The sequence below is a fragment of the Streptococcus sp. CL6.22 genome (assembly GCF_049738055.1).
GTDB classification, from domain to species: Bacteria; Bacillota; Bacilli; order Lactobacillales; family Streptococcaceae; genus Streptococcus; species Streptococcus mitis_DJ.
In genome coordinates this window covers 50,277-75,672 of record NZ_JBKOTV010000001.1, presented here as the reverse complement: position 1 = coordinate 75,672, position 25,396 = coordinate 50,277, and the positions used below count along the sequence as shown (strand labels likewise).

22 protein-coding genes and 5 pseudogenes are annotated in these 25,396 nt (G+C 38.0%); 5 read left to right on the top strand and 22 right to left on the bottom strand.

The genetic code is table 11. The features are described 5' to 3' along the window. Positions 1-38 precede the first annotated feature (38 nt). Together ACLNCW_RS00400 and ACLNCW_RS00395 are read left to right on the top strand one after the other, a co-directional pair. Positions 39-368 carry a helicase BlpT gene (locus ACLNCW_RS00400; RefSeq protein ID WP_125393578.1) on the top strand — a complete coding sequence of 110 codons (330 nt, stop codon included), beginning with the start codon at positions 39-41 and terminating at the stop codon, positions 366-368. 389 nt (positions 369-757) lie between these two features. Then, positions 758-2,317 carry an ATP-binding cassette domain-containing protein gene (locus tag ACLNCW_RS00395; RefSeq protein ID WP_424845176.1) on the top strand — a complete coding sequence of 520 codons (1,560 nt, stop codon included), beginning with the start codon at positions 758-760 and terminating at the stop codon, positions 2,315-2,317. A 44-nt stretch (positions 2,318-2,361) separates the two neighbouring features. On the opposite strand, the gene htpX is transcribed toward ACLNCW_RS00395, so the two are convergent. Beyond that, a complete protein-coding gene (gene htpX, locus ACLNCW_RS00390) occupies positions 2,362-3,261 on the bottom strand; it encodes a zinc metalloprotease HtpX (RefSeq protein ID WP_166736720.1) in 900 nt (299 codons plus the stop codon). Position 3,262: 1 nt separating this feature from the next. Beyond that, positions 3,263-3,823 carry a LemA family protein gene (locus ACLNCW_RS00385; protein ID WP_050234186.1) on the bottom strand — a complete coding sequence of 187 codons (561 nt, stop codon included), beginning with the start codon at positions 3,821-3,823 and terminating at the stop codon, positions 3,263-3,265. Positions 3,824-3,916: 93 nt separating this feature from the next. On the opposite strand from ACLNCW_RS00385, the gene rsmG reads away from it, so the two are divergent. Continuing rightward, complete coding sequence (rsmG, locus tag ACLNCW_RS00380; RefSeq protein WP_424845175.1) at positions 3,917-4,630, top strand: 16S rRNA (guanine(527)-N(7))-methyltransferase RsmG; 714 nt, start codon at positions 3,917-3,919, stop codon at positions 4,628-4,630. Positions 4,631-4,816: 186 nt separating this feature from the next. On the opposite strand, the gene ACLNCW_RS00375 is transcribed toward rsmG, so the two are convergent. The 4 genes from ACLNCW_RS00375 to ACLNCW_RS00355 all read right to left on the bottom strand — a co-directional run bounded on the left by ACLNCW_RS00375 (position 4,817) and on the right by ACLNCW_RS00355 (position 7,429). Then, on the bottom strand, positions 4,817-6,034 hold the full coding sequence (locus ACLNCW_RS00375; protein ID WP_001291568.1) for a tyrosine-type recombinase/integrase: 1,218 nt from the start codon (positions 6,032-6,034) through the stop codon (positions 4,817-4,819). Positions 6,035-6,115: 81 nt separating this feature from the next. Continuing rightward, positions 6,116-6,319, bottom strand: a complete 204-nt coding sequence (locus ACLNCW_RS00370) for an excisionase (RefSeq protein WP_160805708.1) — start codon at positions 6,317-6,319, stop codon at positions 6,116-6,118. Positions 6,320-6,779: 460 nt separating this feature from the next. Further along, positions 6,780-7,010 (bottom strand): helix-turn-helix domain-containing protein, encoded by a 231-nt coding sequence (locus tag ACLNCW_RS00360; protein ID WP_000857133.1) that lies wholly within the window; start codon positions 7,008-7,010, stop codon positions 6,780-6,782. Then, positions 7,007-7,429, bottom strand: coding sequence for a sigma-70 family RNA polymerase sigma factor (locus ACLNCW_RS00355; RefSeq protein ID WP_000804885.1), 423 nt, complete (start codon positions 7,427-7,429; stop codon positions 7,007-7,009). The genes ACLNCW_RS00360 and ACLNCW_RS00355 overlap by 4 nt, the downstream gene beginning before the upstream one ends. 504 nt (positions 7,430-7,933) lie before the next feature. Here ACLNCW_RS00355 and ACLNCW_RS00350 point away from each other — a divergent pair. Next, positions 7,934-8,155, top strand: a pseudogene (locus ACLNCW_RS00350) (helix-turn-helix domain-containing protein); the annotation flags it as partial. Positions 8,156-8,228: 73 nt separating this feature from the next. Here ACLNCW_RS00350 and ACLNCW_RS00345 read toward each other — a convergent pair. The 5 genes and pseudogenes from ACLNCW_RS00345 to ACLNCW_RS00325 all read right to left on the bottom strand — a co-directional run. Then, complete coding sequence (locus tag ACLNCW_RS00345) at positions 8,229-11,141, bottom strand: Tn3 family transposase (protein WP_424845174.1); 2,913 nt, start codon at positions 11,139-11,141, stop codon at positions 8,229-8,231. Between the two features lie 9 nt (positions 11,142-11,150). Then, a complete protein-coding gene (locus tag ACLNCW_RS00340) occupies positions 11,151-11,705 on the bottom strand; it encodes a recombinase family protein (protein ID WP_000576156.1) in 555 nt (184 codons plus the stop codon). A 354-nt stretch (positions 11,706-12,059) separates the two neighbouring features. Then, complete coding sequence (gene erm(B), locus ACLNCW_RS00335) at positions 12,060-12,797, bottom strand: 23S rRNA (adenine(2058)-N(6))-methyltransferase Erm(B) (RefSeq protein WP_001038790.1); 738 nt, start codon at positions 12,795-12,797, stop codon at positions 12,060-12,062. Positions 12,798-12,951: 154 nt separating this feature from the next. Then, complete coding sequence (locus tag ACLNCW_RS00330) at positions 12,952-13,005, bottom strand: 23S rRNA methyltransferase attenuation leader peptide (protein ID WP_117115223.1); 54 nt, start codon at positions 13,003-13,005, stop codon at positions 12,952-12,954. 48 nt (positions 13,006-13,053) lie between these two features. Beyond that, positions 13,054-13,137, bottom strand: a pseudogene (locus tag ACLNCW_RS00325) (MLS leader peptide); the annotation flags it as partial. A 283-nt stretch (positions 13,138-13,420) separates the two neighbouring features. On the opposite strand from ACLNCW_RS00325, the pseudogene ACLNCW_RS00320 reads away from it, so the two are divergent. Further along, positions 13,421-13,558: pseudogene (locus tag ACLNCW_RS00320) on the top strand (XRE family transcriptional regulator); the annotation flags it as partial. A 59-nt stretch (positions 13,559-13,617) separates the two neighbouring features. Here the strand turns inward: ACLNCW_RS00320 and ACLNCW_RS00315 are convergent. From ACLNCW_RS00315 to mobT, 11 genes and pseudogenes are all read right to left on the bottom strand, one after another. Further along, positions 13,618-13,803 (bottom strand): cysteine-rich KTR domain-containing protein, encoded by a 186-nt coding sequence (locus ACLNCW_RS00315; protein ID WP_011058338.1) that lies wholly within the window; start codon positions 13,801-13,803, stop codon positions 13,618-13,620. A 100-nt stretch (positions 13,804-13,903) separates the two neighbouring features. Continuing rightward, on the bottom strand, positions 13,904-15,823 hold the full coding sequence (gene tet(M) / locus ACLNCW_RS00310; RefSeq protein ID WP_274055248.1) for a tetracycline resistance ribosomal protection protein Tet(M): 1,920 nt from the start codon (positions 15,821-15,823) through the stop codon (positions 13,904-13,906). Between the two features lie 15 nt (positions 15,824-15,838). Continuing rightward, positions 15,839-15,886 (bottom strand): annotated as a pseudogene (locus tag ACLNCW_RS00305) (hypothetical protein); the annotation flags it as partial. Between the two features lie 313 nt (positions 15,887-16,199). Then, positions 16,200-17,132, bottom strand: coding sequence for a conjugal transfer protein (locus tag ACLNCW_RS00300; RefSeq protein WP_001224319.1), 933 nt, complete (start codon positions 17,130-17,132; stop codon positions 16,200-16,202). Beyond that, positions 17,129-18,130 (bottom strand): bifunctional lytic transglycosylase/C40 family peptidase, encoded by a 1,002-nt coding sequence (locus ACLNCW_RS00295; protein WP_000769868.1) that lies wholly within the window; start codon positions 18,128-18,130, stop codon positions 17,129-17,131. Before ACLNCW_RS00295 ends, ACLNCW_RS00300 begins: the two co-directional genes overlap by 4 nt. Further along, positions 18,127-20,303: pseudogene (locus ACLNCW_RS00290) on the bottom strand (CD3337/EF1877 family mobilome membrane protein). Before ACLNCW_RS00290 ends, ACLNCW_RS00295 begins: the two are co-directional and overlap by 4 nt. A gap of 2 nt (positions 20,304-20,305) precedes the next feature. Further along, a complete protein-coding gene (locus ACLNCW_RS00285; RefSeq protein ID WP_000331148.1) occupies positions 20,306-22,753 on the bottom strand; it encodes an ATP-binding protein in 2,448 nt (815 codons plus the stop codon). Next, entirely contained in the window at positions 22,737-23,129 is a 393-nt protein-coding gene (locus ACLNCW_RS00280) for a conjugal transfer protein (RefSeq protein ID WP_002345009.1), read from the bottom strand. Before ACLNCW_RS00280 ends, ACLNCW_RS00285 begins: the two co-directional genes overlap by 17 nt. 86 nt (positions 23,130-23,215) lie before the next feature. Next, positions 23,216-23,713 (bottom strand): antirestriction protein ArdA, encoded by a 498-nt coding sequence (locus ACLNCW_RS00275; protein ID WP_002345010.1) that lies wholly within the window; start codon positions 23,711-23,713, stop codon positions 23,216-23,218. A 118-nt stretch (positions 23,714-23,831) separates the two neighbouring features. After that, positions 23,832-24,053, bottom strand: a complete 222-nt coding sequence (locus ACLNCW_RS00270; RefSeq protein WP_001009056.1) for a hypothetical protein — start codon at positions 24,051-24,053, stop codon at positions 23,832-23,834. A gap of 42 nt (positions 24,054-24,095) precedes the next feature. Further along, a complete protein-coding gene (gene mobT / locus ACLNCW_RS00265; RefSeq protein WP_424845173.1) occupies positions 24,096-25,301 on the bottom strand; it encodes a MobT family relaxase in 1,206 nt (401 codons plus the stop codon). Between the last annotated feature and the right edge of the window lie 95 nt (positions 25,302-25,396).

Below are 25,396 nucleotides of genomic sequence, written 5' to 3'. Positions count from 1 at the left end.
TATAGGCAATAATACATCAGAGCAAGGAGGATGCTCATATGGAAGACAAAGAACTCATTACTAATGCAACCCAACTCCTATCCGAGTTAAATAAAAGTTTCCAAAGCTGCAAACAGGGTACTGCAGATGATACTCGACTACAAGAGCTGCTAAACACTACTATAAAAGAGCTCAAAAAAGCGGAAAAGTTGGACAACAGTATCTTAATCGACCTTGAGAAATTTTACCAACGTACCAGTCTTCTGATAGGCCTTGGTAGCCTAAAACTAAACGATCAAGCACGTACCGCTTGGCGCAACTATGACAAGTTCCATTACGAGCATGTCAAACACGTACTAACTCTTTATGGACCTGTTTTCGGATTTTAGAGATTAGAATTGTCAGTTTTCTGTTGACAAAATATCCTGAAAGGTATAGTATAGAGATACTAATACTCGGAGGTAAGGGAGACATGAACAACTAAGTCTATCAAATAAAGAACCTTTATTTAGTAGATCTTGTTTTTGTCTCTTTTTGTGTACTCTTTTATGCTCTTTTTCTGGCATTTTATACTCAATGAAAATCAAAGAGCAAACTAGGAAGCTAGCCGCAGGTTGCTCAAAGCACTGCTTTGAGGTTGTAGATAAGACTGACGAAGTCAGTTACATATATCTACGGTAAGGCGACGCTGACGTGGTTTGAAGAGATTTTCGAAGAGTATTAATAGAGTTTTTTGACATAAACTTTGGCTCTACTAGATAAAGTAGAGCTTTTTGTTATGCACTATCGACATTCTAGAAAGGGCAACAATATGATAAAAATCAATCATCTGACCATCACACAAAACAAAGATTTACGAGATCTTGTCTCAGACTTAAACATGACCATCCAAGACGGGGAAAAAGTAGCTATTATTGGAGAGGAAGGAAATGGCAAATCAACCTTACTTAAAACTTTAATGGGGGAAACTTTGTCTGATTTCACTATCAAGGGAGACATCCAGTCTGACTATCAGTCACTGGCCTATATTCCTCAAAAACTTCCCGAGGAGCTGAAAAAGAAAAGTCTACACGACTACTTCTTTTTAGATTCTCTTGATTTAGACTACAGTATCCTCTATCGTTTGGCTGAGGAATTGCATTTTGATGGCGATCGCTTCGCTAGCAACCAAGAGATTGGCAGTCTATCAGGAGGCGAAGCTTTGAAAATTCAGCTCATCCATGAGTTAGCCAAACCCTTTGAGATTCTATTTCTAGATGAACCTTCAAATGACCTAGACCTTGAGACGGTTGATTGGCTAAAAAGACAGATACAGAAGATGAGGCAAACTGTTATTTTCATCTCCCATGATGAGGACTTTCTGTCTCAAACGGCAGACACTATTGTCCACTTGCGACTGGTCAAGCACCGTAAAGAAGCAGAAACGTTAGTAGAGCATTTAGACTATGATAGCTATAGCGACCAGAGAAAGGCTAATTTTGCCAGACAAAGCCAGCAAGCAGCCAACGACCAAAGAGCCTACGATAAAACCATGGAAAAACATCAACGAGTTAAGCAAAATGTAGAAACTGCACTTCGAGCTACCAAAGACAGTACTGCCGGTCGCCTATTAGCTAAAAAGATGAAAACTGTCCTCTCACAAGAAAAACGCTACGAAAGGGCAGCTCAGTCCATGACCCAAAAGCCACTTGAAGAGGAAGAAATTAGACTTTTTTTCTCAGATATACATCCATTACCGGCATCTAAAGTCTTAATCCAACTGGAAAAAGAAAATTTGTCCATCGGAGACCGAATTTTGTCTCAGGGACTACAACTAACTGTCCGTGGGCAAGAAAAAATCGGTATCATCGGCCCAAATGGTATTGGGAAATCAACTCTGTTAGCCAAGTTACAGCAACTATTAAATACCAAAAGAGAGATTGCTCTTGGTTTTATGCCACAAGATTACCAGCAAAAACTGCAATTAGATTTATCTCCAGTAGCCTACCTCAGCCAAACTGGAGAAAAAGAGGAACTACAGAAAATCCAATCCCACCTAGCCAGTCTCAATTTCAGTTATCCAGAAATGCAGCACCAAATCCGCTCTTTGTCTGGTGGTCAACAAGGAAAACTCCTGCTTTTGGATTTAGTCTTGCGCAAACCAAATTTTCTTCTTCTGGATGAACCTACACGAAACTTTTCTCCCACTTCTCAACCCCAAATCAGAAAACTCTTTGCCACTTACCCAGGCGGTCTCATCACTGTTTCGCATGACAGACGTTTCTTAAAAGAAGTTTGTTCGATCATCTATCGCTTAACAGAACAGGGTTTGGAGGTAGTTAACTTAGAAGATTTATAAATTTTCAACATAGCAAAAATCCAGAGACGATCTCTGGATTCTTTTTACATATGTTTTAAACGTTCAATCCGTTCTGAGATAGGTGGGTGGGTATAAAAGAGTTTTTGGAACCCTCCCCCTTTCTTAGGATCATTGATATAAAGTGCACTGCTGGCATCATCTACAGGACGACTCATCGGTTTACTATTATCCAACTTACCTAGAGCATTTATCATTCCTTGAGGATTGCGAGTCAACTCAACACTAGAAGCATCCGCTAGGAATTCCCTCTGACGAGAAATAGCTAGTTGCACCAAGGTTGCAGCGAGAGGTGCCAGCACAATTGCAAGTAGGGAGACCACTAGCATAATGATCTCTAAGCCATTTCCATCTCGGTCATCGTCACTTCGTCTGCGACCTGCTCCACCCCACCACATCATACGACCTGCCATACTAGAAAGCATGGTGATAGCACTAGCAAGGGCGACAGCAATAGTTGAAATGCGGATATCGTAGTTACGAATATGACTGACTTCATGTCCCATAACAGCTTCTAGTTCTTCACGATTCATGATAGCTAGGAGACCTGAAGTCGCAGCAACCGCCGCATTTTGAGGGTTAGAACCTGTCGCAAAGGCATTTAAGGCTGGATCATCAATGATGAAAACACGAGGCATAGGAATCTGAGCGACCATAGCCATATCTTCTACTACATGGTAGAGGTCTGGTGCCGTTTGCTCATCCACCTCACGCGCTCCATTCATGGACATGACAATCTCTGTCGATTGAAAAATCATAGACAAGGCATAGATAAAGCCGATAATCAGTGCGATAACCAAACCACCAAGCCCAGATCGCATAAAGAGGTAACCAACTGCATAGCCAACAAGAGCTAAGAGTAGGAAAAATACCAGCAACAAAATCCATGTTTTTCGTTTATTGCTTGCAATTTGATCAAACAACATCTTAGTCACCTAAACCGCTAAAATCAACTTTAGGAACTGCCTTTTCCTCTTCTGGTGTTTGAAGGAAATCTGCTGCTTTAAATCCAAACATTCCAGCGATGATATTACTTGGGAAAGTTTCTAATTTTACATTATAGTTGCTGACAACACTGTTGTAGAGTTGACGAGAGTAAGAAATTTTATTTTCTGTGTTTGTCAACTCCTCTTGCAATTTAACAAAGTTGGCACTAGCTTTCAAATCTGGATAGCTTTCTGCAACTGCAAAAATACCTGAAACTTGACGAGTAAGGGCATCACTAGCTTTCATAGCTTCTGATGGTGAAGTCGCTGCCGCCACTTGGTTACGTAGTTCTGCCACCTTTTCAAGGGTAGAACCTTCATATTTGGCATAACCTTTTACAGTTTCAATCAAGTTTGGCAAAAGGTCATTTCGACGTTTCAACTGAACATCAATTTGGCTCCAGGCCTCCTTTGTTTGCATACGATTCTTAACCAAACCGTTATAGCTAACAATTACAAAAATAACAATAAGAGCGATAACTCCAAGAATAATCCAAGTCATTATATAAGTCCTTTCTACTTTTAGATTAGTACCAGTATATCAAATTTTTAATGATTGTGGTAAAATAAGATGATACTAAAGAAGGAAATAACTATGAAACCAGAAACATTTTACAACTTGCTTGCCGAGCAAAATTTTCCACTGTCGGACCAGCAAAAAAAACAATTTGAACGTTATTTTGAGCTATTAGTTGAATGGAATGAAAAGATTAATCTAACAGCTATTACAGACAAGGAAGAAGTTTATCTCAAACATTTTTATGATTCGATTGCACCCATTCTTCAAGATTTGATTCCCAATGAAAATATCAAACTTCTTGATATTGGAGCCGGGGCAGGATTTCCTAGTCTACCTATGAAAATCCTCTATCCTCAGCTAGATGTGACCATCATTGATTCGCTAAATAAGCGCATCAACTTCCTCCAACTGTTGGCTCAAGAATTGGATTTGGACGGTGTACATTTCTACCATGGACGTGCCGAAGACTTGGCCCAAGACAAGAAATTCCGTGCTCAATATGATTTTGTAACGGCTCGTGCTGTAGCCCGTATGCAAGTCTTGTCTGAATTGACAATTCCTTACCTGCAAGTTGGTGGCAAACTATTGGCACTCAAGGCCAGCAATGCACCAGAGGAGTTACTAGAAGCCAAAAATGCCCTCAACCTCCTTTTTAGTAAAGTCGAAGACAATCTCAGCTACGCCCTACCAAATGGAGATCCGCGTTACATCACAGTGGTAGAAAAGAAAAAAGAAACGCCAAATAAATATCCACGTAAGGCTGGCATGCCCAATAAACGCCCGCTTTAATCTTTTTAAAATAAACAAAGTATAAATTTCTAATTATCTTTTTATATTTTCTTAAATGCTCGTAAAGCCTTATTCTATGTGCTTTCGAGTATTTTTACTGTAGGAAGATACTTCACGTTTCTTTGCATATTTCCTCATGTCTTAGCTGTCAGAAGTGGTAAATAAGTAGTAAATTCATTTGTACTACTAAGCAACAAGACGCTCCTGTTGCTTCTCTTTATTCAAGCGTTTCATTTCTGCCATTGCAGAATCGAATGTTGCATGTGCGTAATAGTTCAGCGTCATGGCTATATTAGCATGTCCCATAATGTACTGTAATGCCTTTGGATTCATTCCTGCATTTGCATAGTTGGTACAGAATGTATGTCGCAAACTATGTGGAGTGATGTGTGGCAATTTATCCTCGTTATACTTATTGTATTTCTTAACAAGACCTTTCATCATGCCGTTGTAATCACTTGCCACTTTTGGATAGTTCTTTCTATTAAGAAAGAGGAAATCACTATATCCATCAATCTCAACACGCTTATCATTCTTTCGATTCGCTAACACTCGCTTAAATGCTTGATAGGCTTCTTCAACCATAGGAACTTGACGTTCGCCACTTTTGGTCTTTGGTGTTTCAATGTAGTACCCAATTTCAGTATCTCTCAATAGCTGATGGTCTATATTGACAAGACGATTCTCAAAATCTAAATCTGGAAGTGTCAAACCACCAAACTCTGAAATACGAAGACCTGTTTTTAAGAGTATCAGAATTTCATCATAATTTTTGCTGTAGGTTTTATCAGCTTTTGCAAAGGCTAACAGTTTTTCTTCCTGTTCTTCTGTTAGTACGGTCTTAGGGACAGTATCATCATCAAGAACTGCTTTCAGTTGAAAGTCAAATGGATTCTTCCGAACACAATCATCTTGTATAGCAATATAGAATGAAGCCTTTAAAGAACGTTTGTAGTTATTGATGGTTTGATAAGCATAACCATTTTCACTCATTCTAATAGCCCATTCTTTAGCGTCTGATGGCTTAATACTGTCAATACTTCTTACACCTAACTTGTCTTTCTTCAAAATATCCATAAGATATTTGCGTCCAGTTTCAGTGTTTTTTCTAACCTTTGGTCTTTGAGCGTTCTGTTTTGCGTAAAGCTGGCAGAGTGTCATTTTCTTTCCTACAACATCAATACCATCATGAATGTCTTTCTGTAACTCTGCGATTTTCTCTCTAAGTGAGATACAATCACGCTTTCCTGCTGGTACTCGGTCTGTAGCCACAAGTTTCCACGAGTAAACAAATTGCGGTTCTCCAAATGAATCTGTATATTTGTATAAGTATCTTCCGTCTTTTCGTTGGCTCTCTCCAGTCTTTAAAATTCGACCTTTATTGTCACGTCTTTTTTCTGACATGGCATTTGCTCCTTTCCATTATGGAAAGAGCCCTGATACGACTTAATACTATTTTATCATATACAAGACCCTTTGGCTACGCTAGATTGCGTTCAATGTATCTATAATTTTTTCAAATTGTTTTCGTTTAATCTGAATACGATTGCCATTCATAATCAGCCAATTTGCATTTTTATTTTCCTCTGCCAAGCGTCGTAGCTTGTTTTCGCCAATACGAAAATATTTTGACGCTTCTTCAATGGTTAGGGTATAACGTTCCCAAATAGGAATGTCAGTCTGCTTCATAAAATCCTCCTTTCCAAATCACTTATTTGGATTTCATAAAAGTTGTTTTACCAGCAATCGAACAGCTTTAGCAAAGCTCACGGGAGTTCCACCCCTGCATGGTTCTCATGTAGCCATACTCATTGCCTGCGACGGTTTTATCACGCTCGGACTATTGACTGTATGGGAGTATCATTATCACGATAAGAATGTCGTTGCAGGCAATCCTGCTAAAGATTGCTTCTCGGATCACTAACATGAATCGCTCGCTATCTTTATAAGATAGGTCATGGCGGTTAGTTCCGTTGGCTCTTTTCTTATCGAAACGTATTCGATTACTTTTATTCAGTTTTCAAAGAACAATGGCTCGTTAGCCTATCAAAACACATTGAAAGCTCAATATGCTTTGGTGGAATAACAAACCTCCCTGTTCGGGAAGCGTGGAATGGTTTAGCACGCTTCCACGAAAGGAGAGAGGATATTACTTAATTTCAAATGACAAAATCTTTGTAATCAGTCTGGTTTCCATTCTTCCACGTAAGACTTCATCAACGACCATACTTTGATTGCCATATTCATCTTTCATAAGTCGTAGGGAACGCTTCGTTATGTACCCTCTGTAATGATGTAGAATCTGGTTAATCGCTTCGGTATCGCCATCTGTTGCCTTTACAATGAGAGGAAAGGGAATCATAGGATATTGTGTTTTCATTCTTCAAATTCCTCCATAAACTTTTTAATTAAGGCTAGTCCACTGGTTCTATGCCGATAGACAGTAGAACGGTTCAATTTCAACAGGTCTGCAATTTCTGAATCGCTCATGTCCATAAAGTAAAACAGCAGTAGAATTTCACGTTTCTTGTCTGGCAACTCACGTAATGCTTCACTCAACAAATCATTTTCAACGCCTACTGATAACCCATTGAGTGTAAAAATCTGAAAGTCAGTTGAATAGTTATCTGTTGTCGCAAACTGGCTAACAAGATAATCGCCAACATCCGAAAAGGACACCTCACGCTTTGCAATCCTTGAAAGATAAAGCATATAATTCTTTCGCTCGTCTTCCATAGCACGTTTACAGATATAGTCAAACTGATTTTCTATTGTGGTCTGAAAAGAAGATGGTTTCATGTTTCTCACCCCCTTTCTGTCTAGGAAAGGAAGTGAGCCTTGCTCGTTTATCTCCTTTCACTCTTAGTCCCAATGTGAAAGGGGGATTTGTTGCATTACTGATAAATAAACTTTGTAAAAAAGTTCTGAATAGCCAAAAAAGCATATAAACAGATTTATTTCTCTGTTTACATGCTTCTGTTATTCTATCTATATGATTTATAAAACCACATTGGTGGACGTACTTATCTATTGCAGATAGACGACTTTTTTTGACAAGAACCCAATGTAAGGAAATTTATTGTATATGATGTACTTCATGGCGACGTTGACCTCCAACAAACCGCCATTTGGAAGTAATATACAATATTTTAACAGCGTAAATAGCACTACCATATAACGGTTTTTTTTATTGGCGTTTAGTAGTGCTTTTTATTAAATATAAACCTATAAACCATATAACACGTTTTTCTATACCTGTTTTTAATTCAGTAGGAACAATAAAATGTATAGAGGTGGTCTACTATGCGTAAAAAAGAAGATAAATATGATTTTAGAGCCTTTGGTTTAGCCATTAAAGAAGCTCGATTGAAACGAGGTTTAACTCGTGAACAAGTGGGAGCATTGATTGAAATTGACCCACGGTACTTAACTAATATTGAAAATAAAGGGCAACACCCCAGCATACAAGTTCTTTATGACCTTGTATCGTTACTTCATGTTTCCGTTGATGAATTTTTCTTACCTGGGGTCCCGAGCGCTTAGTGGGAATTTGTATCGATAAGGGGTACAAATTCCCACTAAACCAATGTTTCAAGGCCTATTTATTTTTTATATTCAATTCTCTTAAGTGTTTAGGAATAGATAACAAGTCAAATTTATACTCTCCAAGAAAAGTGATATGCTCCCAATTAATAGGAGATACATGCTTCATATACTTAGTTACTTCGGGATCTATTTTGACGAGATAATTATAAGCTGCTTGTAAGTAGACGGCGTTCCATATACTTATTGCATTTATTAACACATTAAGCGCACTAGCACTTTGAAGTTGTCGGCGAATATCGCGCTCCATAAATTTTCCGCGTCGCCCAAAAAATAGTTCTCTAGCTAAAGCATTAATCGCTTCTGTCTTATTTAGTCCATGAGTGATCCTTCGCCGTAGCTCACTATCTGTAATATAATCTATCATAAAAATGCTCTTTTCAATGCGACCTAGTTCTCTCAGTGCAAGAGCTACTCTATTCTTACGTGCGTATGAGCCTAGCTTTCCTAATAGTAAAGAACTAGATACTTTTCCTGTTTGAATCGAATAGGCGATTCGTTTAATTTCATCATAGTTTTCTTCAATAATTTTTACATTGATTTTTCCGCTTATATCTTCTGATAAGTTAGGGTAGTAGGAAGGTGATTTGATAGAAAATAATTGTGATTTTTTTATATTTCTGATGCGAGGTTCAAAATCAAAGCCTAGTAATGCGGTCATTCCAAACACCTGATCAGAATACCCATTTGTATCAGTAAAATGTTCCTCAATATCTAGATCTGTTTCATGATAAAGTAGGCCATCAAGGGTATGAGTAGCTTCCCTTGTATTAGTTGAAGCAACCTCGATATGATGAGTCGTATGCCTATCATTTATTGATCGAATCATTGTAGCTCCTTTTTCCATACTTTTGTAATGTGGATTAACATCGGATTTTAGAGCTGAGACGCCCACTGGGACGCGCATTCCGTCTGAAGCAGTGGTTTTTCCTTCACCCCAAAAGTCTGCAACAGGAAGCTTTAACTGATAATTAACCAAAACAGATTGAGCACGAGTCAGAGCTTCTTTATAAAAGCGCCATTGTTTGGCATTGGCTAACTGAGAATAAGAAATTCCAGGAGTTGATTGGGCCATTTTTTCAAGACCAATATTCATCCCTAAACCCAGCAAAGCAGCAAAAATAATTTTTCTTTCTTGTTCACTCGGCGGTTTCCCTGTAGAATCATGACTAAATTCTTGTGAAAAGTTGGTCCAACTGTCCACCTCAATTAAAAGATCACTAAGCCTTATCTTAGGAATTATTGAATAAAGTTTTTTTCTATATATTTCTGCTTCGCTAGGTGTAACTTTTTCCAACTTTTTAAGGTTTGCTCTTGAAATTCTCTTATCAACTGTCGAATAAAATTGAAGCTGTAAATCTAAAATTATTTCCCGATCCTTTAAATAGTCCTCAAACGTGTCTGGAATAGTTTCTGAATCAATACAAGCAGATAAATCAACTAAGTAATCATCAATATTTCGATGGATCATACTTCCTTCAACTGAAATATCTCCTGATCGAATATTGTTCTTTAGCTCGGTGAAAGCTACTAACTCATAGTAAGACCGATCTATTTTCCCCTCTTCTGGCCGAACAAGGCTTTTCCATTTTTTACTCACAAAATCAGTAGAAGTATCTGCCGGTATTTTTCTTTTACCACTATTGTGTAAATCAGTTAGTTGAGTTAGGGCCATGAGGACTGGATTTGCTGCCGGAGTTGCTTTGAACGAAAGGGTCCTCAATAACATTGGCGTGTATCTTCGGAGGTAATTAGCTTTATTTCGAACCATTTCTAAATAGCCATGATTTTTATTACCTGTAATTTTTTTAGCTTCTTCTCCATCTTGTACTAAATCTTCCCAAGGCATGATTCGTTCAATTTCGTCAAAAGGATTACTATCATTATCTTTTGCAAAGTGAAGAGCATCAATTAAAGAAGCATAATGTTCCAATTTTTTAGTAGCCAATTTTCCTTTTTCTTTTAACTGTTCTTGTGAATCACGTGTCCCTTTGCGTTTAATACTTGCTAAAATGCGGTCATTAATCTCAATCAGTTGATCGATCAGATATTGATGATGATTGACTAAAAAAGCAATAAGTAAAGAGTATCTTTTTTCAAGCTCAAAACGGGAGAAGTCATATGCATCATAATTTTCCCCTAGTCTAGCTAGCTGAAGAAACCTGTTCCGATTAATATGGGAGACATTAATTGTCCCGAGTCCCATGGAAGCAATCACTTCCACTTTTTTACAAATACTCATAAAGCTTTCTGGATTTGCCTTACCTGGAATGTCTTTTAGCCAAGCGAGTTTAGTTATTTTCGTCTCTTCATAAATTTGAAACAAACTCTCTAGTTTTTCAATTTGTATATCTGTTAATGAACAGAGTAATATTGAAAATAAGTTGTTTTCTGCTTTATCTCGACAGCGGCTTATAATGTCTTCAAGTGTAGCTATAGATGGAAAAATAATTCTTTTTCGAGTTAAGAAATCAATTGTTTTTTTCATTAGATAGATAGAGTCATCATTTTCTAAAGCTAGTTCAATTAAATATTCTATTAACTGTTTTTGTGTATTAGCACTACCGAATCGATGATAGTTGAATACTTCTAAGATCTCGTTGAAGTGATTTGCACGTGTATTTCTATGATCATATGAATTTAAATCAATTGCATCAAGATGGAGCTGTCGACTCACATAAGAAGTTAGTCTGGTTGATTTAATCGGCCAATTACTTAAAGAACACCCAGGATACCGGGCCAAACAAAGTTGTATCGCAAATCCTAGTTTATTGACCTTTCCACGGTGTTGATTAATAACCTCCAGATCATAATCAGAAAAACTAAAATACGCTTTAAAATCCTCTTCTGATAAGTGGTCTACAGAAAGAAGTTGTTCACGCTGTGAAGTAGTTAAAATTCTTTTCATAGCCTTATCTTAAGCATTCCTTTTATTGAGGTAACGGTAAAAGGTTGTTTTGCTTAATTTAGAGGCATCAAGAATTTGACGAATAGAATACTCTTTGCTGTCATACATTTTTAAAGCTAAATCAATTGATAGCTTACCTTTACTTGGACGGCCCCCTTTTTTTCCTCGGACTCTGGCTGCCTTAAGACCAGAGTTAGTTCGTTCAATAATAATATCCCGTTCCAGTTCTGCTAAACTAGCCATAACTCGGAAAAAGAATCTTCCCATAGACGTTGAAGTATCTACGTTATCTTGAATAGATATAAAATTGACACTAAGTTCTTCAAATAATTCAGAAAGTTCAATCAAATGTTTAGTTGATCGTGAAATTCGATCTAACTTGTAAATGACAACAGAATCTCCTTCACGTAGTAGGTTGATCATTTCTTCTAATTGCGGTCGGTCTTTTTTCGCACCAGTTACTTTTTCTTGAAATAATTTATCAATTCCATAATGAGTAAGTGCATCAATTTGTAAACTAAGATTTTGATCATCCGTACTCACTCGAGCATAGCCAAAAATCATAAAAAAACCTCCTTAATTTTATAATTTAAATGTACCATAACTCATTAAGTATAACTATATAGGAACTATGAAAAAGGAACGGATTTTGGTACTTGATTTACTTAAAAAACATTTAGAAAAAGCAGGAAAATGAAAAGGTACCATAAACGGTCGTTTATGGTACCATTCAAATTTATCCTTATTGTACAAAATAACAGCGAAATTTTTAAATCTATTCCTTATCGATACAAATTCCCCGTAGGCGCTAGGGACCTCTTTAGCTCCTTGGAAGCTGTCAGTAGTATACCTAATAATTTATCTACATTCCCTTTAGTAACGTGTAACTTTCCAAATTTACAAAAGCGACTCATAGAATTATTTCCTCCCGTTAAATAATAGATAACTATTAAAAATAGACAATACTTGCTCATAAGTAACGGTACTTAAATTGTTTACTTTGGCGTGTTTCATTGCTTGATGAAACTGATTTTTAGTAAACAGTTGACGATATTCTCGATTGACCCATTTTGAAACAAAGTACGTATATAGCTTCCAATATTTATCTGGAACATCTGTGGTATGGCGGGTAAGTTTTATTAAGACACTGTTTACTTTTGGTTTAGGATGAAAGCATTCCGCTGGCAGCTTAAGCAATTGCTGAATCGAGACTTGAGTGTGCAAGAGCAACCCTAGTGTTCGGTGAATATCCAAGGTACGCTTGTAGAATCCTTCTTCAACAATCAGATAGATGTCAGACGCATGGCTTTCAAAAACCACTTTTTTAATAATTTGTGTGCTTAAATGGTAAGGAATATTCCCAACAATTTTATACCTCTGTTTGTTAGGGAATTGAAACTGTAGAATATCTTGGTGAATTAAAGTGACACGAATGTTCAGTTTTAATTTTTCTGACGATAAGTTGAATAGATGACTGTCTAATTCAATAGACGTTACCTGTTTACTTATTTTAGCCAGTTTCGTCGTTAAATGCCCTTTACCTGTTCCAATTTCGTAAACGGTATCGGTTTCTTTTAAATTCAATTGTTTTATTATTTGGTTGAGTACTTTTTCACTCGTTAAAAAGTTTTGAGAATATTTTATATTTTTGTTCATCTAATCACTCCTGAAGTGATTACATCTATAAATAAATACAGAAGTTAAACGATTTGTTTGTAATTTTAGTTATCTGTTTAAAAAGTCATAAGATTAGTCACTGGTAGGAATTAATCTAACGTATTTATTTATCTGCGTAATCACTGTTTTTAGTCTATTTCAAAACAGTAGATGTTTTATCTACATTACGCATTTGGAATACCAACATGACGAATCCCTCCTTCTTAATTACAAATTTTTAGCATCTAATTTAACTTCAATTCCTATTATACAAAATTTTAAGATAATGCACAATCAACACACTCTTAAGTTTGCTTCTAAGTCTTATTTCCATAACTTTAGGGTTAACCATACGCAAGACCAATCACTCTCGGACAATACTCATGATTTTAATGATAAAATCCATGTTAAACCCATAGATAAGAAATACACCTGCAATAACCGTTACCTGTTTGTGCCAATTTAAAAATGCACCACTTTTTTATAATTAAAACGGTTGAAAACTGTACCACTAATAACTCACAATAGAGAGATGTCACCGTCAAGTTAAATGTACAAAATAACAGCGAAATTTTTAAATCTATTTCTTATCGATACAAATTCCTCGTAGGCGCTCGGGACCCCTACCTGCTAATAACTTGGTAAAAAGCACCCGACGATTACAGATAGAGAAATACATGGATAGCTTTACAGACAAAGAACTATCCTTAATGGAATCTTTAGCCAGCGGTATCAACGAAGCAAGAAACATCGAAGACTAATTAAAAGAATCCATACATAACGGAAAGAGCCGATAAAATGAGATTGTATTAATCTCATTTTATCGGCTCTGCGTCTTTGCGTCTGGCTCTGTAATCACAGTTACTTTGAACTGCTTTATTTCAATTAAATTTTCTTGTCTGCATTTCGGACAATAGAGGGGGAATTTTTTTAATTCAGTATCTTCCCTTATCTTTAATCGTGTTTTATTTCCACATACAGGACACAATATCCACTTGTAGTTTATAATAACTATCTCCTCCTTTACACTTTAATTCAAATCTTTATTAAAAAATATTTCATCTTATTTAACAAGAAACCATATTTATATAACAACATAAAATACACTAAGTTATTTTATTGAACATATATCGTACTTTATCTATCCGACTATTTGGACGACGGGGCTGGCAAACAGGTTCACCGGTAGTAACATGGTACCCTTTTAACTCTGTTAAACAAACACTACGTCCATTTGTAAAGAAAGTTAAATCACTACGATATTCTTGAATACACCGAGCAGGGATTTCTCCACTAAGAATGACCTCATTATTTTTCAATTGAGTGTCTACGATGTTCGCACAATATTTAGGAGCATCGTTGTATGCTCGTGAAAGATATTCCTGTGGCGCATAAATTTTAAAACTAAGATATGGCTCTAACAATTCTGTTCCAGCTTTTTTTAAGACTTGTTCCAATACAATAGGAGCAAGCATCCGAAAATCTGCTGGGGTACTAACAGGGCTATAGTATAAGCCATACTTAAAACAGATTTTACAGTCCGTCACATTCCAACCATACAATCCTTGTTCACAGCCATAGCGTATCCCCTCCATAACTGCATTTTGAAACGATTGATTTAAGTATCCAAGAGAAACCGAGCTCTCATACTGTACTCCGCTCCCTAATGGAAGCGGTGCTACAGATAGACCAATGGAAGCCCAGAAAGGATTCGGTGGAACTTCGATGTGAATGGTATACTCTGCTTTTTTTAACGGTCTTTCCATATAAATGACTGTAGGCTCTTTTATTTCTATCTCCACATGATACTTTTCTTGCAGCAGAGCACAAGTCACTTCCATTTGTACTTTCCCTAAGAAAGAAAGTATGATTTCATGTGTCGCAGAATCCACATAATATCGCAGAAGCGGGTCACTGTCGGAGATTTCTAAAAGTGCATCAAGTAACATTTCCCTTTGTTGAGGTTTGCTCGGTTCAACAGTCGTTTGCAGCAGAGGGAGGGGATTTTCAATTCTCTCTCTCTGTGGCAATAGCTTTGTATCTCCAAGAACACTATTTAACTTCAAAAACTCATTCTGCAAAATAACAATTTCCCCGGAATAAGCCTTATCGATTTTACATAATTCACCATTTATTGAAGTATACATTTCTGTAATTTTTATTTTTTCCTTTTCCGATATTCTAACCGAATCTCGCAAATGCAGTACGCCACTATAAAGACGTATATATGCAAGACGCTGTCTTTTTTCCGAATACTCAATTTTGAAAACTTTTCCGCAAAGTTCAGACTGACCTCGATGTGTTGATGAATAAAATTTATTCGTAATCACTTCTATAAGGTTATCAATCCCTATATTGTTTTTTGCACTTCCGTGATAAACAGGGAACAGGGAACAATTATGAAATCTTATGCTTTCCTCTTGTTCGAGTTCCAATGCTTCTAATGATTTACCGGACATATATTTCTCTAAAAGGTCATCGTTTCCCTCTATTACCGTATCCCATTGTTCAGATTCGGTAAAGTTCGTCACACACATATTAGGATACAGTTCTACCTTCTGTTTGATTACAATTTCGGCAGAAAGTTTCTCTTTAATATCCTGATAAACCGTTGATAAATCAATTCCATTTTGGTCAATCTTATTGATAAAAAAGATTGTGGGAATCCCCATTTTCCTAAGTGCATGAAATAATATACGAGTTTGTGCTTGTACGCCATCTTTTGCAGAAATCAGTAGAATTGCCCCATCTAAAACTGATAATGAACGATATACTTCTGCTAAGAAATCCATATGTCCTGGCGTGTCTATGATGTTCACCTTCGTATTTTCCCACTGAAAAGAGGTTATTCCTGTCTGAATTGTAATTCCTCTCTGACGTTCTAAAAGCGTATTATCCGTCCTCGTTGTACCTTTGTCCACGCTTCCTAATTCTGTAATCGCTCCACTGTTATATAATAAGCTTTCTGTTAAGGTAGTTTTTCCTGCATCAACATGAGCTAAAACTCCAATATTAATAATTTTCATGTGATTTTCCTCCATTCAAAAACCCAAAAGGGCATAAAAATCCCAGTGATAAATACTTTTATCACTGGGATTTTTATGCATAACCATAGGTATACAAAGCATACAGATATTCTCTGGATACTTTAGAATCACATGATAAAGGTATTCTTAAACTGGGTACAAAAAACTAAGCCCTCCTAAAAAAGGACATCTAATTATTTGTTCCCGCTATCAAATTGACAGTTTATTTAAGAATACCTTGCCGCATATTTATTAACTCCTTTTAAATAGTCACTTAAATTATAGCACGTAAGAGCATATTTGTAAAGGAATCTCCAATTTTTTATCAAAAAGAGTACATGATTACAAAGTATCTGTAATCATGTACCAATATTTGTTATTTTACAATCTTCCAATTACTCCCGTTCTTTTCAAGTACCAAATCAAATTGAGATACCTGCGTTGCTTTGGTCTGCTGGTCGATATACTCCACTGTCAGCGATACCGTGACTTGATTATCCTTACGATTGTGAATAGGATTTACCAGTTCTTGAAAGATGTACTCTTTTCCGATTGGTTTTAATATCCCGTCATTCACATAGTAGGAAAGTTCACTGGCTGTCGCTGTAGGATAGAGCTTGAAGAACGTCGTTAAAAACTCATTGATTTCATTGGTTGTAATGGAATCAACCGTCCCCTCACTTTCAATGGCTTTTGGTTTATAACTTGATTTCTTAGGTATGTTGGTAATGGTCGGATTCTTAACCAGTACCATATTTCCAGAACCATCTACATAGACACTCACTATATAAGCAGAGTGGACGGTCTTTGTATTTTCTCCCTCTGTAATGAGCTGGTCTACACTGTAGGTTACATTAAACTCATTGTCGCCAGTTGGCTCTACCGTCCATATCTGAAATCCTCTTACAGAAGACGATACAGGAATATCTTTGCGTACTGTATCAACATTGAGAGCTTGAAGTTCATCTGTCAGATAGCCTTTTAGACTTTCCATTCGATTATCAATGGACTTATCGGATTGCTCCCATGAATAGTAGACTTTCGCAAAGTTCTCTACAAAATTTTCTACATGATGAGTATCAACGTATTCCTTTTCTATGATAGTTGTTTCGTGAATAGTATGAGTATCTATAGCTGTAAAGTGCTTGAATATCGCAAAGCTGAAACTAAGCCCTAAAAGTACCCACAAGGCAATCACAACCTTTTTATGAGGATTGACCTTATAGACACGAGGTTTCTTTTCCTTTGGTATCTGTTTTTCTTTATTCTGATTTTTTCTAAATTTCATCATTAAATCTTCCTTTCTCATTGTTTGATTCGTCCTGCTCCCACTAAATGCTGTTGCCAGTAGGGGCTTGTTAAGTCGGCATAACCGATTGGGTCGCCTGCATGAAACATACGGTTATTGCCAAGGTATATCCCAACATGAGTAATATAAGAGCCAGCGTTATAGGTAGAATGAAAGAAAACCAAATCGCCAGCTTGTGCTTCCGATAGTGGGATATGCTGGGTCACATCATATTGCTGTTGTGCGGTTCGTGGTAAGTTAATTCCAGCTTTTCCATACGTCCATTGTGTCAGTCCGCTACAATCAAAAGAAGTAGTCGGGGAAGCTCCACCGTAAACGTATCGCCAGCCCTCATATTTCAGTGCTTCGTCCATGATGGCTTGTACCGTATCATCATCAAACTCTGTTGTGACAAGATACTGCGTTACCAGTTGCACATAAAACATATTGCCATAGTTGTATCGCCAGCCCCCATTGATAGGTATGGCTATGGGATTGGGGTAAGACACTTTTTCGCCACCTGAATACTCTTTTGAGAAACTTTGAGCCAGTTCAAAGGTATATTTATTTCCACGATTAGCCACATACCCTAAGAAACCACCACCATAATTGTAGGACTGGATAACCGATTCTAAATCTACACTGAGCCTTTCGCTACTGGCTAATAATTCACTGAAATACTTCACACCTTGCTTAATGGATTCTTCTGTACTCAATGAATTAGGTGGAAGACCGAGGGATTCCGAGGACTGCATAACATCTTCCGCAGTACCGCCCGATTCCACCTGTATAATCGCAAGAAGTATGTTGACATATTCTTCAACGCCATATTCTTTGGCATATTTTTCTACCATAGGCTTATGAGCCAGCACTTCTGCGGAAACATTCACACCTCCATAATGAATATTGGAAATTCCGCTGTCCTGTTCATCTGAAAATAAAATGGCAACAAACAGAAGCAGTGAGAAGACCATCAAGAATAATCCAGAACCACCAATCACTAAAGTTTTCAACTTCATGGTTTCTTACCGACTTTCTTAATGGTGGCGGTTTTGATTGGTGGTCTACTTCTTGTATTTTGTAGTGGTACTCTTTGAACAGTAGACGGACGTTCTTTTGTGATTGGACGTTGTGAAGTTCTATCTGCTGTAGTGGTTGAAGTTGCTGGCTTTTGAACGGTTTTTTCTTGAACGGTATTGCCTTGGCGTTCCACTTTTGGACTTGAAAAATCGGACTTAACTGCTGGACGCTCTTGTTTGGCTTGTTGAGATTCCTTATATGAAGTCTGAATATTAGACTGTTTTGAGGTCTGTTCATCATGATATTGTTCTTGTCTTGTAGTCGGTCTTTCATGAACAGAAGAAGCAGGCTGTTTTTTCTGTTTGACCTGTTCCATTTCAGAGCGACGCTTCGCAATGGTTTTTCGCCTTTGTTCCTGCTGTTCCTTGCGTCCACTGGCTCTGTCCGCTTTGGTTTGAGAAATACTACTGGTTAAATCACGGACATTCTCTTTTACTTTGGATTTTCCTTGATATACTGCATATCTTGCATTGGTCGGCAAATCTTTAACCTGTTCTTTCAAACCACTAGCAGTGTCTACCATTCTGTCTTTGGTATCAGCTACTGTACCGATGGTTTGACCGATACGTTTTCCAAGTGTTGTTTTTCCTTTCCGTCTGGTCGGGAGTGATCTGCTTGTGTCCTTGCAGAACTCCCCGAACCCGACTGTCCTTTTTTACCTGTAACAATGGCAGACCCAGCCCCTAGAGTAGTCATGGAACGTCCAAGTTTCCGCTGTAGACGGTGCATGTGAGCGTGCATAAGCATACGAGGTTTTCTCATCACACGACTTCCCACACTTTGAGAATCGTTACTCTGTAGAGAAAACATACTCATTAAATCGCCCAGCTTGAAGTAGATTCCTGCAAAGGTCACAATCTGTAGAAAAGCAATCAAAAAGAACGGATAACCAGCCGATAAGGTATAGAGCATGGTTGAAATACTAAATGCTGTCGTAATAATCAATTTGATTCCAGCTCGTGTCAAAATGGTATTAAAGAGCTTTGTTATGGCTCGTTTTGACATACCATCAAATGATGGAATCATGCTTAAAATAAAGCTCACAGGCAGAAACATAGCATAGATGATAAAAAGTACCTGCGAGAAAATCATGATTCCTGTTAATAGGAATACAAATATGGAAATCCCAATATTGAAGACAAATAGGAAGAAGACTGTACCTAAACGGTTAATCGTCTTTGTAATCGTCATATTGGTATTGCTTCTATCTTCAATTTCTTCCGCAACAATTTTTTCTCTGTCTTCGCCATTGTTGGAATCTGGGCTGGTGGAGAGCAGGCTTTCCACACGGTCAATACCGATACTTTCAATGTCTGAACTGTTGTATTGAAGCAGTAGCCACGGTTGCTGAACCTGTATGGAAAACAGGCTATCTCTGATTAAGTCCACGCTGTCCTTGCCTTGACTATCGGAATGGGGCATGACAATCTTCGTGCCAAGTGATAAACTGGCATTACTGATGTCTGATGAAAAATCATTGATTTTTTTAATGTAGTCGGGAGCGTAGGCAATAAAGGAAGCTGATAGGATAAATACCATGACAAAGTTCACAATGGCATGAATCGCTTTTGTAGTTTCTCTTTTTATCAGTCCTGTATAGGCAACATAAACCCCAAGAACCAAAATCAAGAGTAAGAGGAATCCAACATAGAATCCCTCTGTTGATAGTCCGCTAGGCGTAACTCCTGCAAGGGTCTGCATATTCTTGCCAATGGAATCTGCTGTAGCGGAAATGAAGTCTAAGGAATAGGCTTCCTGTACTAAGTAACCCGTCGCATTGGAAACATAAAGACTGATTGTCCAAATAAAATTGGTAATGGCATATAGTCCATACATGACTTGTTTTCCAATTCCGTCCGACCAGTTCCACGGTAGCCAGCCCCAGCTATTATCCACATAAAAATCCAGTTGATAGTTTTCAAGTGGGTATCGGCTGTATTCATTTGCCACATTGACCGTATCATCTACCAAGCCCGCAGCTTGAACCACCGTTCCCAGCATGGCTAAAAGAAAAATGGCAATCACAAGTGTGAAAGCCACTGTCATTGCCACTTTACCTAGACGTTTCAGCGTCCAGTTTGATTTTATTCTGTTTAATATTGATGGTTTCACATTTACACCTCTTTTCGCACAGGTGGTCTGGTATCAAAGGCATGGAGCAGTTCTTCAAATACAGGGTGGAACTGTATCACACCGACACGACCATATAAATCACTGATAAGGCATTGCCCGTTTTCCAAATCACGCAATCGCTTCTGATTGTTTTCGTCCTCTGGGTCTACACCAAAAAAGGCAAGGGTTTTTTTAATCTCGTTAAGGTCAGTGGAACGAAAGGCAAATTTTAAGCCGAGGTTATTTTTCAGTTTTTCATCTAAGAGGTCATCTGTATTTTGGGTCACGAAATATACCCCAGCGTTCATAGCACGACCAGCACGAACCAGCTTCATAGATAGTGTTTTCCCTTGTGCCACCTGTAAGAAGCTCCATGCTTCGTCTAAGTCTACAATCTTGAAAATACTTCGGTCTGTATGGATAAAGTCCAACGCAAAGGTACTAATGACAATCAGCATTGCTACCGATAGTAACTCCATTGTGGTATATTCCTCAAAGGAAGTTTCCTTGTCAGGAAGTACCAAGTCGGCAACCTGTATAATGTTCAGTTGTTTTTCAAGGCTGATAGACTGCTCTACATAACCATCACTAAAAAGCAGATGGGCAAAGTCATAGTCTGTAAAACTTTCGATATGGTCGGCTATGCTGGTACTTAGTGGCGTATTCTCAACCCGTAATTCTTCAATCACTTTCATCAACCCTCGCACTTCACTATTGGTTACTGCACGAATGGCTTTTCTAAGGATTGGGAAGCGTTCCCCATCACGAGAGGAAATCCCCGTAAGGAATGTCAAAATATCAATAGCCAGTGATTCAGAATCTTTGGTATTTTTCATAATTACATAAGGGTCAAGTAAGCCTTTGTTTTTCTCATCAGAAGTCAGATTGACGATATTGATTTCATGGGAAATCTCTGGCAAGGTTTCTTTCCATCTGCCACGTTCTGCTTTTGGGTCTACAATCACTGCTTGTGCCCCATAAAGCACTGCATAATAGACGATAAGGTTATTCGCAAAGGATTTACCACCACCCAGCGAACCGACAAAGGCAGACGCTAACGCATTGGTTACTGAACCCTTAACCCCTTGACTGGCAAGAGCAGGTTTCAGATAGACATTGCGTCCAGTATCTAAGCTGTAGCCAACATAAATCCCCTCATTTTCACCCAGCATTTGAGTAGCACCAAAACCTAAACCAGCGAGGAAATCAGAGGTCACGTATTGAATATAGTCATTCATATATCTTTTGCTGGCAGGTAAAAATTCTTCATGTAAGCCCAGCATATCCCCAAAAGGTCGTACCAGTTTCACGCTCAAATCATCATAGAAATCTTTCACTTCATTACAACGACGTTTAAGTTCGTCAAGGTCATTTGCTGATACCCTTACAACATAGGACAGCTTATACATAGATTCCTTGCTTTGGTCTAAATTGGTTTCCAGCTCGTTCACACTTTCCAGAGCTTCCGCCACATTAGAGCTGGTTTCATTATCACTTTGCCATGCGTGGTTATCCAAGTCTTTCAGTTCTTTCTTTTTATTGCGGACAGTAGATAGGGCTTTACGATTCGCTACAATTTCCACATTCATTGACGTATCAATCGGAAAGGTAAATTGCTGTTGCTGGTAGTAGAAGATTTCAGAGGACGGGAAGTCCAGTTCGCCGACAATACTGTTGATGGTAAAGTAAGCTACATAGGCGGTTTCGTCTTCCTGCTGGATTTTCAAATATCGCTGTTTTTCTTCCACCAGACAGCGAGTAGGCTTAATGAGGTCATAGGTTTTAATCAGTGTTTCATGTTCCAGCTTTTTCTTTGATAGAGGATACTCATACTCTTCATAGGCAGTGCCTGTCTGTCCGTAAAGGTGTTCAATCAGATAGCCGAAGTCGTCCTTATCTAATCTTCGGATTTTGAAACGACGGGAGATTTTATTTTCTAAAAGCTTTTCCATCTTCTGAAAACGCAGGATTTCATCATTACTCATACTAACAAAATCGCCCATCAGCTTATGGTTCACATCATAGACAAAATCAGTAAAAGCATTTTTTGCTTCAACGGTAAGACTTTTCATAGAAAACTCCTGATCGTTGAGAAGCAACTTAAAACCGATAAAGAAACGGTAGTCCACTTGATTTTCGCCAATCATGGATATTAAAGCGTCTGTCTGTTGGTCGATTTTGTCATAGGCAACCGTTTTGAGCTTTCCAGTGACTTCATTTTTGGAACGTTCTTGTGCAGAAAGTATGCTGGATTCTGTACTGATTTGTAAAGCATGAATCTTGCCATCACGATTTTGTGCGATAAGCTGTCTGAAAGAATCATGTACTTGTATTTTCTGTTCCGGACTTAGAAATGAGTAATTGTAGGGAACAAGCTCATAGTAAGCGTAACATTCCCCATCTTTATTCCAGACCAGATTGTTTTCAATATATTTAATTGGATATGCCATAAAATTCACTCCTAACTGCTGTAATGGCTTCTTGTGGCTGGTTTCTGCCAAGCGTTACTTTTTTTCCTGCATAGGTCAGTTTTCGTCGCAGTGCATAAGCAATGACAGACTTCAAAAATCCATAAGGCTTTTTACCATCAAAGGTTTTTGTAGACATAAACCATGTGAAAGCCACAGGAATCCCAAAGTATTTGAGAAATGCTCCCTCTATCATAGAAAGAGGGGGCAAGTTGCCAAGTATCATAACTGCAAAGAGTGACACGACAAACCATGTCATTTGCGTAAAGGTTATGGGAAACGGAAGTCTAAAGTCATTGATGGAGTACAACACTTTCTCAACAGACCAGATACTGGTATAGCTTCGTATTTTCTTCATGTAATCAATCCTTTCATAAAAATGGGGATAGTCTTTTGACTACCCCGTAAACAAGAAAATCTGCCAGTAAGAATGTACCGACAGATTTAATAGACGATTTCAAAAATCCCGTGATTGGTTGAGATAAACGTTCCCGAAAGGTCTAAATCCCGACCATAGGATTCATAATCAATATAGTTTTGAAGACTGGCTGGCACTTCGCCTAAAGCACCCGTTTCTTCAATGTAGTAGCGTGCCACGTCAGACATATCATCACAATCGGAATGAATGATAATATCTTCTTGATGTTCGCTTAATTCTTCAATACTTGAAAAATGAGTGAGCAGAGCAGATAGCTCCGATTGTAGTTCTTCTGGCAACTCCGATACCATTTCCCATAGGCGATTGAGTTCGCTAATAGAAGTGTATTCGTCAACCGTAAAGGGTAACTCGTAATCATGAATGGCGTATTCCTCATATTCATCATTCAAGCCGATTTTCTCTTTGACTTCCTCAAAATCAATGGGAAAGGTAAACCATGCACCAACTAATTCGCCCTCATTGTATTTGCCTAAATTGGCAATGTAGACTTGCATATCGTCCATGTATTCACACGTCCTTTCTTTATAGAGATTCAAAAATCCCTACCGCACTTCGTTTGGTGTACCATTCTTTTGCTGAACATAAGAAAACCACTTATATTCCACAAAATAACGGTTTAATTTAAGCACCAATAATGCGATTGAATAGCTCTAGTAAAATGTCTTTTACTCCAGCAGCGTTGAAGACTAAGCCTACCGCAATAATCGCAATAATGAGAAAGCCAATGAGTTTACTGAACTCACGCTTGAAGCCAAGATACAAGCCAATCACAACGATTGCTAAAAGTACCAGTGATTGAGCGTTTGATAGAAACCAGTTATAAAGGTTTTGTCCAAAATTCATAAAAATGTTCTCCTCTCTATATTCAATGAATTTGTGTTTAGGTTATTTCTTTGTCGTTATCACGTCCTTATCTTTTGCCGACTGTTGCTTCAAAATCTGCTCATGCCGGTCTGTCAGTTTCGCATGGTCGAGAATGTCTTTCACAACCTGCGTCTGGTTGATTTCATCAAGTTTAATCGCAACCTTTAAAGTGGGTGCGACTTGATGGGAAAGCCAGTTCAGCGTCCGCTGGAAAGAGTAAGGCTCTGGTTTTGTGGTTAGTTTTAATCGTTCACGGTTGTTCCCAATAAACCAAGCCCATTCTTCATTCAGCTTCCAATCAGAACGAGGTTTGGAATCGTCTTTATCTACAAAACGGATATACCGATTGATAATTTTAAAAGCAGTCTTTTCTGGATTATCATAGACGAGTAAATCACGGACTGCATAATAGGCACGCTCATTTTTCAGCCGAATCTCAAAACGGTTTTTTACTTCTGCGTCTTCAATGGGAATATCATTTTTCTTGTACTGTTCATAGTCCTTTTCATAGATACAGAAATAAACTTCACTCTGTAATGAACCGATATAGAGGGTATTTCCCATACATTCCTTTTCATCTTTGCGTACCAGTTCGCCACTGCGATAGCTTTTGAAACTGCGGAAGACGGATATACATTCTTCCTGTCTGCATTTTTCAGTGAGTACAGGGATATTCAAAATCCCTGTCTTATCGTTAATGGCAAGGTCAAGGCGTTTCATCACACCGCCAGCCACCAAAGCGTCCATAAAGAACTCATACCAGCTTCTTTGTTGAGCCAGAAGATAGCTTTCAAATTGCCGACACCCACGACCTTTCAATTCCACCAGAACTCCTTTGTCCAGTTCGTGGGAGCAGAGAACGAATATATCGCCTAAAGCATAATGCTCTGAATAAGAATAGAAACCATAGTCCTCATGAAGAAAATAGGACAGTTTCAGTTGTAAGATGTTTTCGACCACCTGCTGTACGTCTGTTGTCGGAAAGCGAATCCTTACATAATCAAACAGCATTTCAAGGGGAGCGTCGGGATTGAAGCGTTCCAGAGCTTCCCAAAGGGACTGCTGTAAATCCTCTGATGGCTTGACTTTTCCTGTTTCAATATCGCTTAGATACTGCCTTGTAATACCAGTCGCAACAGCTAAACGGTTTTGAGATAGTCCATAAGCCAAGCGTTTTTCTTTTAAATGCTGTAACCAAGTTTGTTCATTCAGTAAAAATCCCTCCAATCAAAAAGGCGTATGTCAACTTTTAAAGCCCATTTGACATACGCTGAAATTTTGTAAATCCCTTGTAACCAAAGGATTTTCTAATGTTTTTTTGA

Coding starts and splice junctions, on each gene's coding strand:
- ACLNCW_RS00360 (WP_000857133.1), bottom strand. CDS start 7,010: ATGAAAACACAATATCCTATGATTCCCTTTCCTCTCATTGTAAAGGCA.
- ACLNCW_RS00275 (WP_002345010.1), bottom strand. CDS start 23,713: ATGGACGATATGCAAGTCTACATTGCCAATTTAGGCAAATACAATGAG.
- ACLNCW_RS00340 (WP_000576156.1), bottom strand. CDS start 11,705: ATGATTTTTGGCTATGCTCGAGTGAGTACGGATGATCAAAATCTTAGT.
- ACLNCW_RS00345 (WP_424845174.1), bottom strand. CDS start 11,141: ATGAAAAGAATTTTAACTACTTCACAGCGTGAACAACTTCTTTCTGTA.
- ACLNCW_RS00270 (WP_001009056.1), bottom strand. CDS start 24,053: ATGAATTTTGGACAAAACCTTTATAACTGGTTTCTATCAAACGCTCAA.
- ACLNCW_RS00355 (WP_000804885.1), bottom strand. CDS start 7,429: ATGAAACCATCTTCTTTTCAGACCACAATAGAAAATCAGTTTGACTAT.
- rsmG (WP_424845175.1), top strand. CDS start 3,917: ATGAAACCAGAAACATTTTACAACTTGCTTGCCGAGCAAAATTTTCCA.
- ACLNCW_RS00295 (WP_000769868.1), bottom strand. CDS start 18,130: ATGAAGTTGAAAACTTTAGTGATTGGTGGTTCTGGATTATTCTTGATG.
- ACLNCW_RS00370 (WP_160805708.1), bottom strand. CDS start 6,319: ATGAAGCAGACTGACATTCCTATTTGGGAACGTTATACCCTAACCATT.
- ACLNCW_RS00285 (WP_000331148.1), bottom strand. CDS start 22,753: ATGGCATATCCAATTAAATATATTGAAAACAATCTGGTCTGGAATAAA.
- ACLNCW_RS00375 (WP_001291568.1), bottom strand. CDS start 6,034: ATGTCAGAAAAAAGACGTGACAATAAAGGTCGAATTTTAAAGACTGGA.
- ACLNCW_RS00385 (WP_050234186.1), bottom strand. CDS start 3,823: ATGACTTGGATTATTCTTGGAGTTATCGCTCTTATTGTTATTTTTGTA.
- ACLNCW_RS00300 (WP_001224319.1), bottom strand. CDS start 17,132: ATGAGAAAGGAAGATTTAATGATGAAATTTAGAAAAAATCAGAATAAA.
- htpX (WP_166736720.1), bottom strand. CDS start 3,261: ATGTTGTTTGATCAAATTGCAAGCAATAAACGAAAAACATGGATTTTG.
- ACLNCW_RS00280 (WP_002345009.1), bottom strand. CDS start 23,129: ATGAAGAAAATACGAAGCTATACCAGTATCTGGTCTGTTGAGAAAGTG.
- ACLNCW_RS00400 (WP_125393578.1), top strand. CDS start 39: ATGGAAGACAAAGAACTCATTACTAATGCAACCCAACTCCTATCCGAG.
- ACLNCW_RS00395 (WP_424845176.1), top strand. CDS start 758: ATGCACTATCGACATTCTAGAAAGGGCAACAATATGATAAAAATCAAT.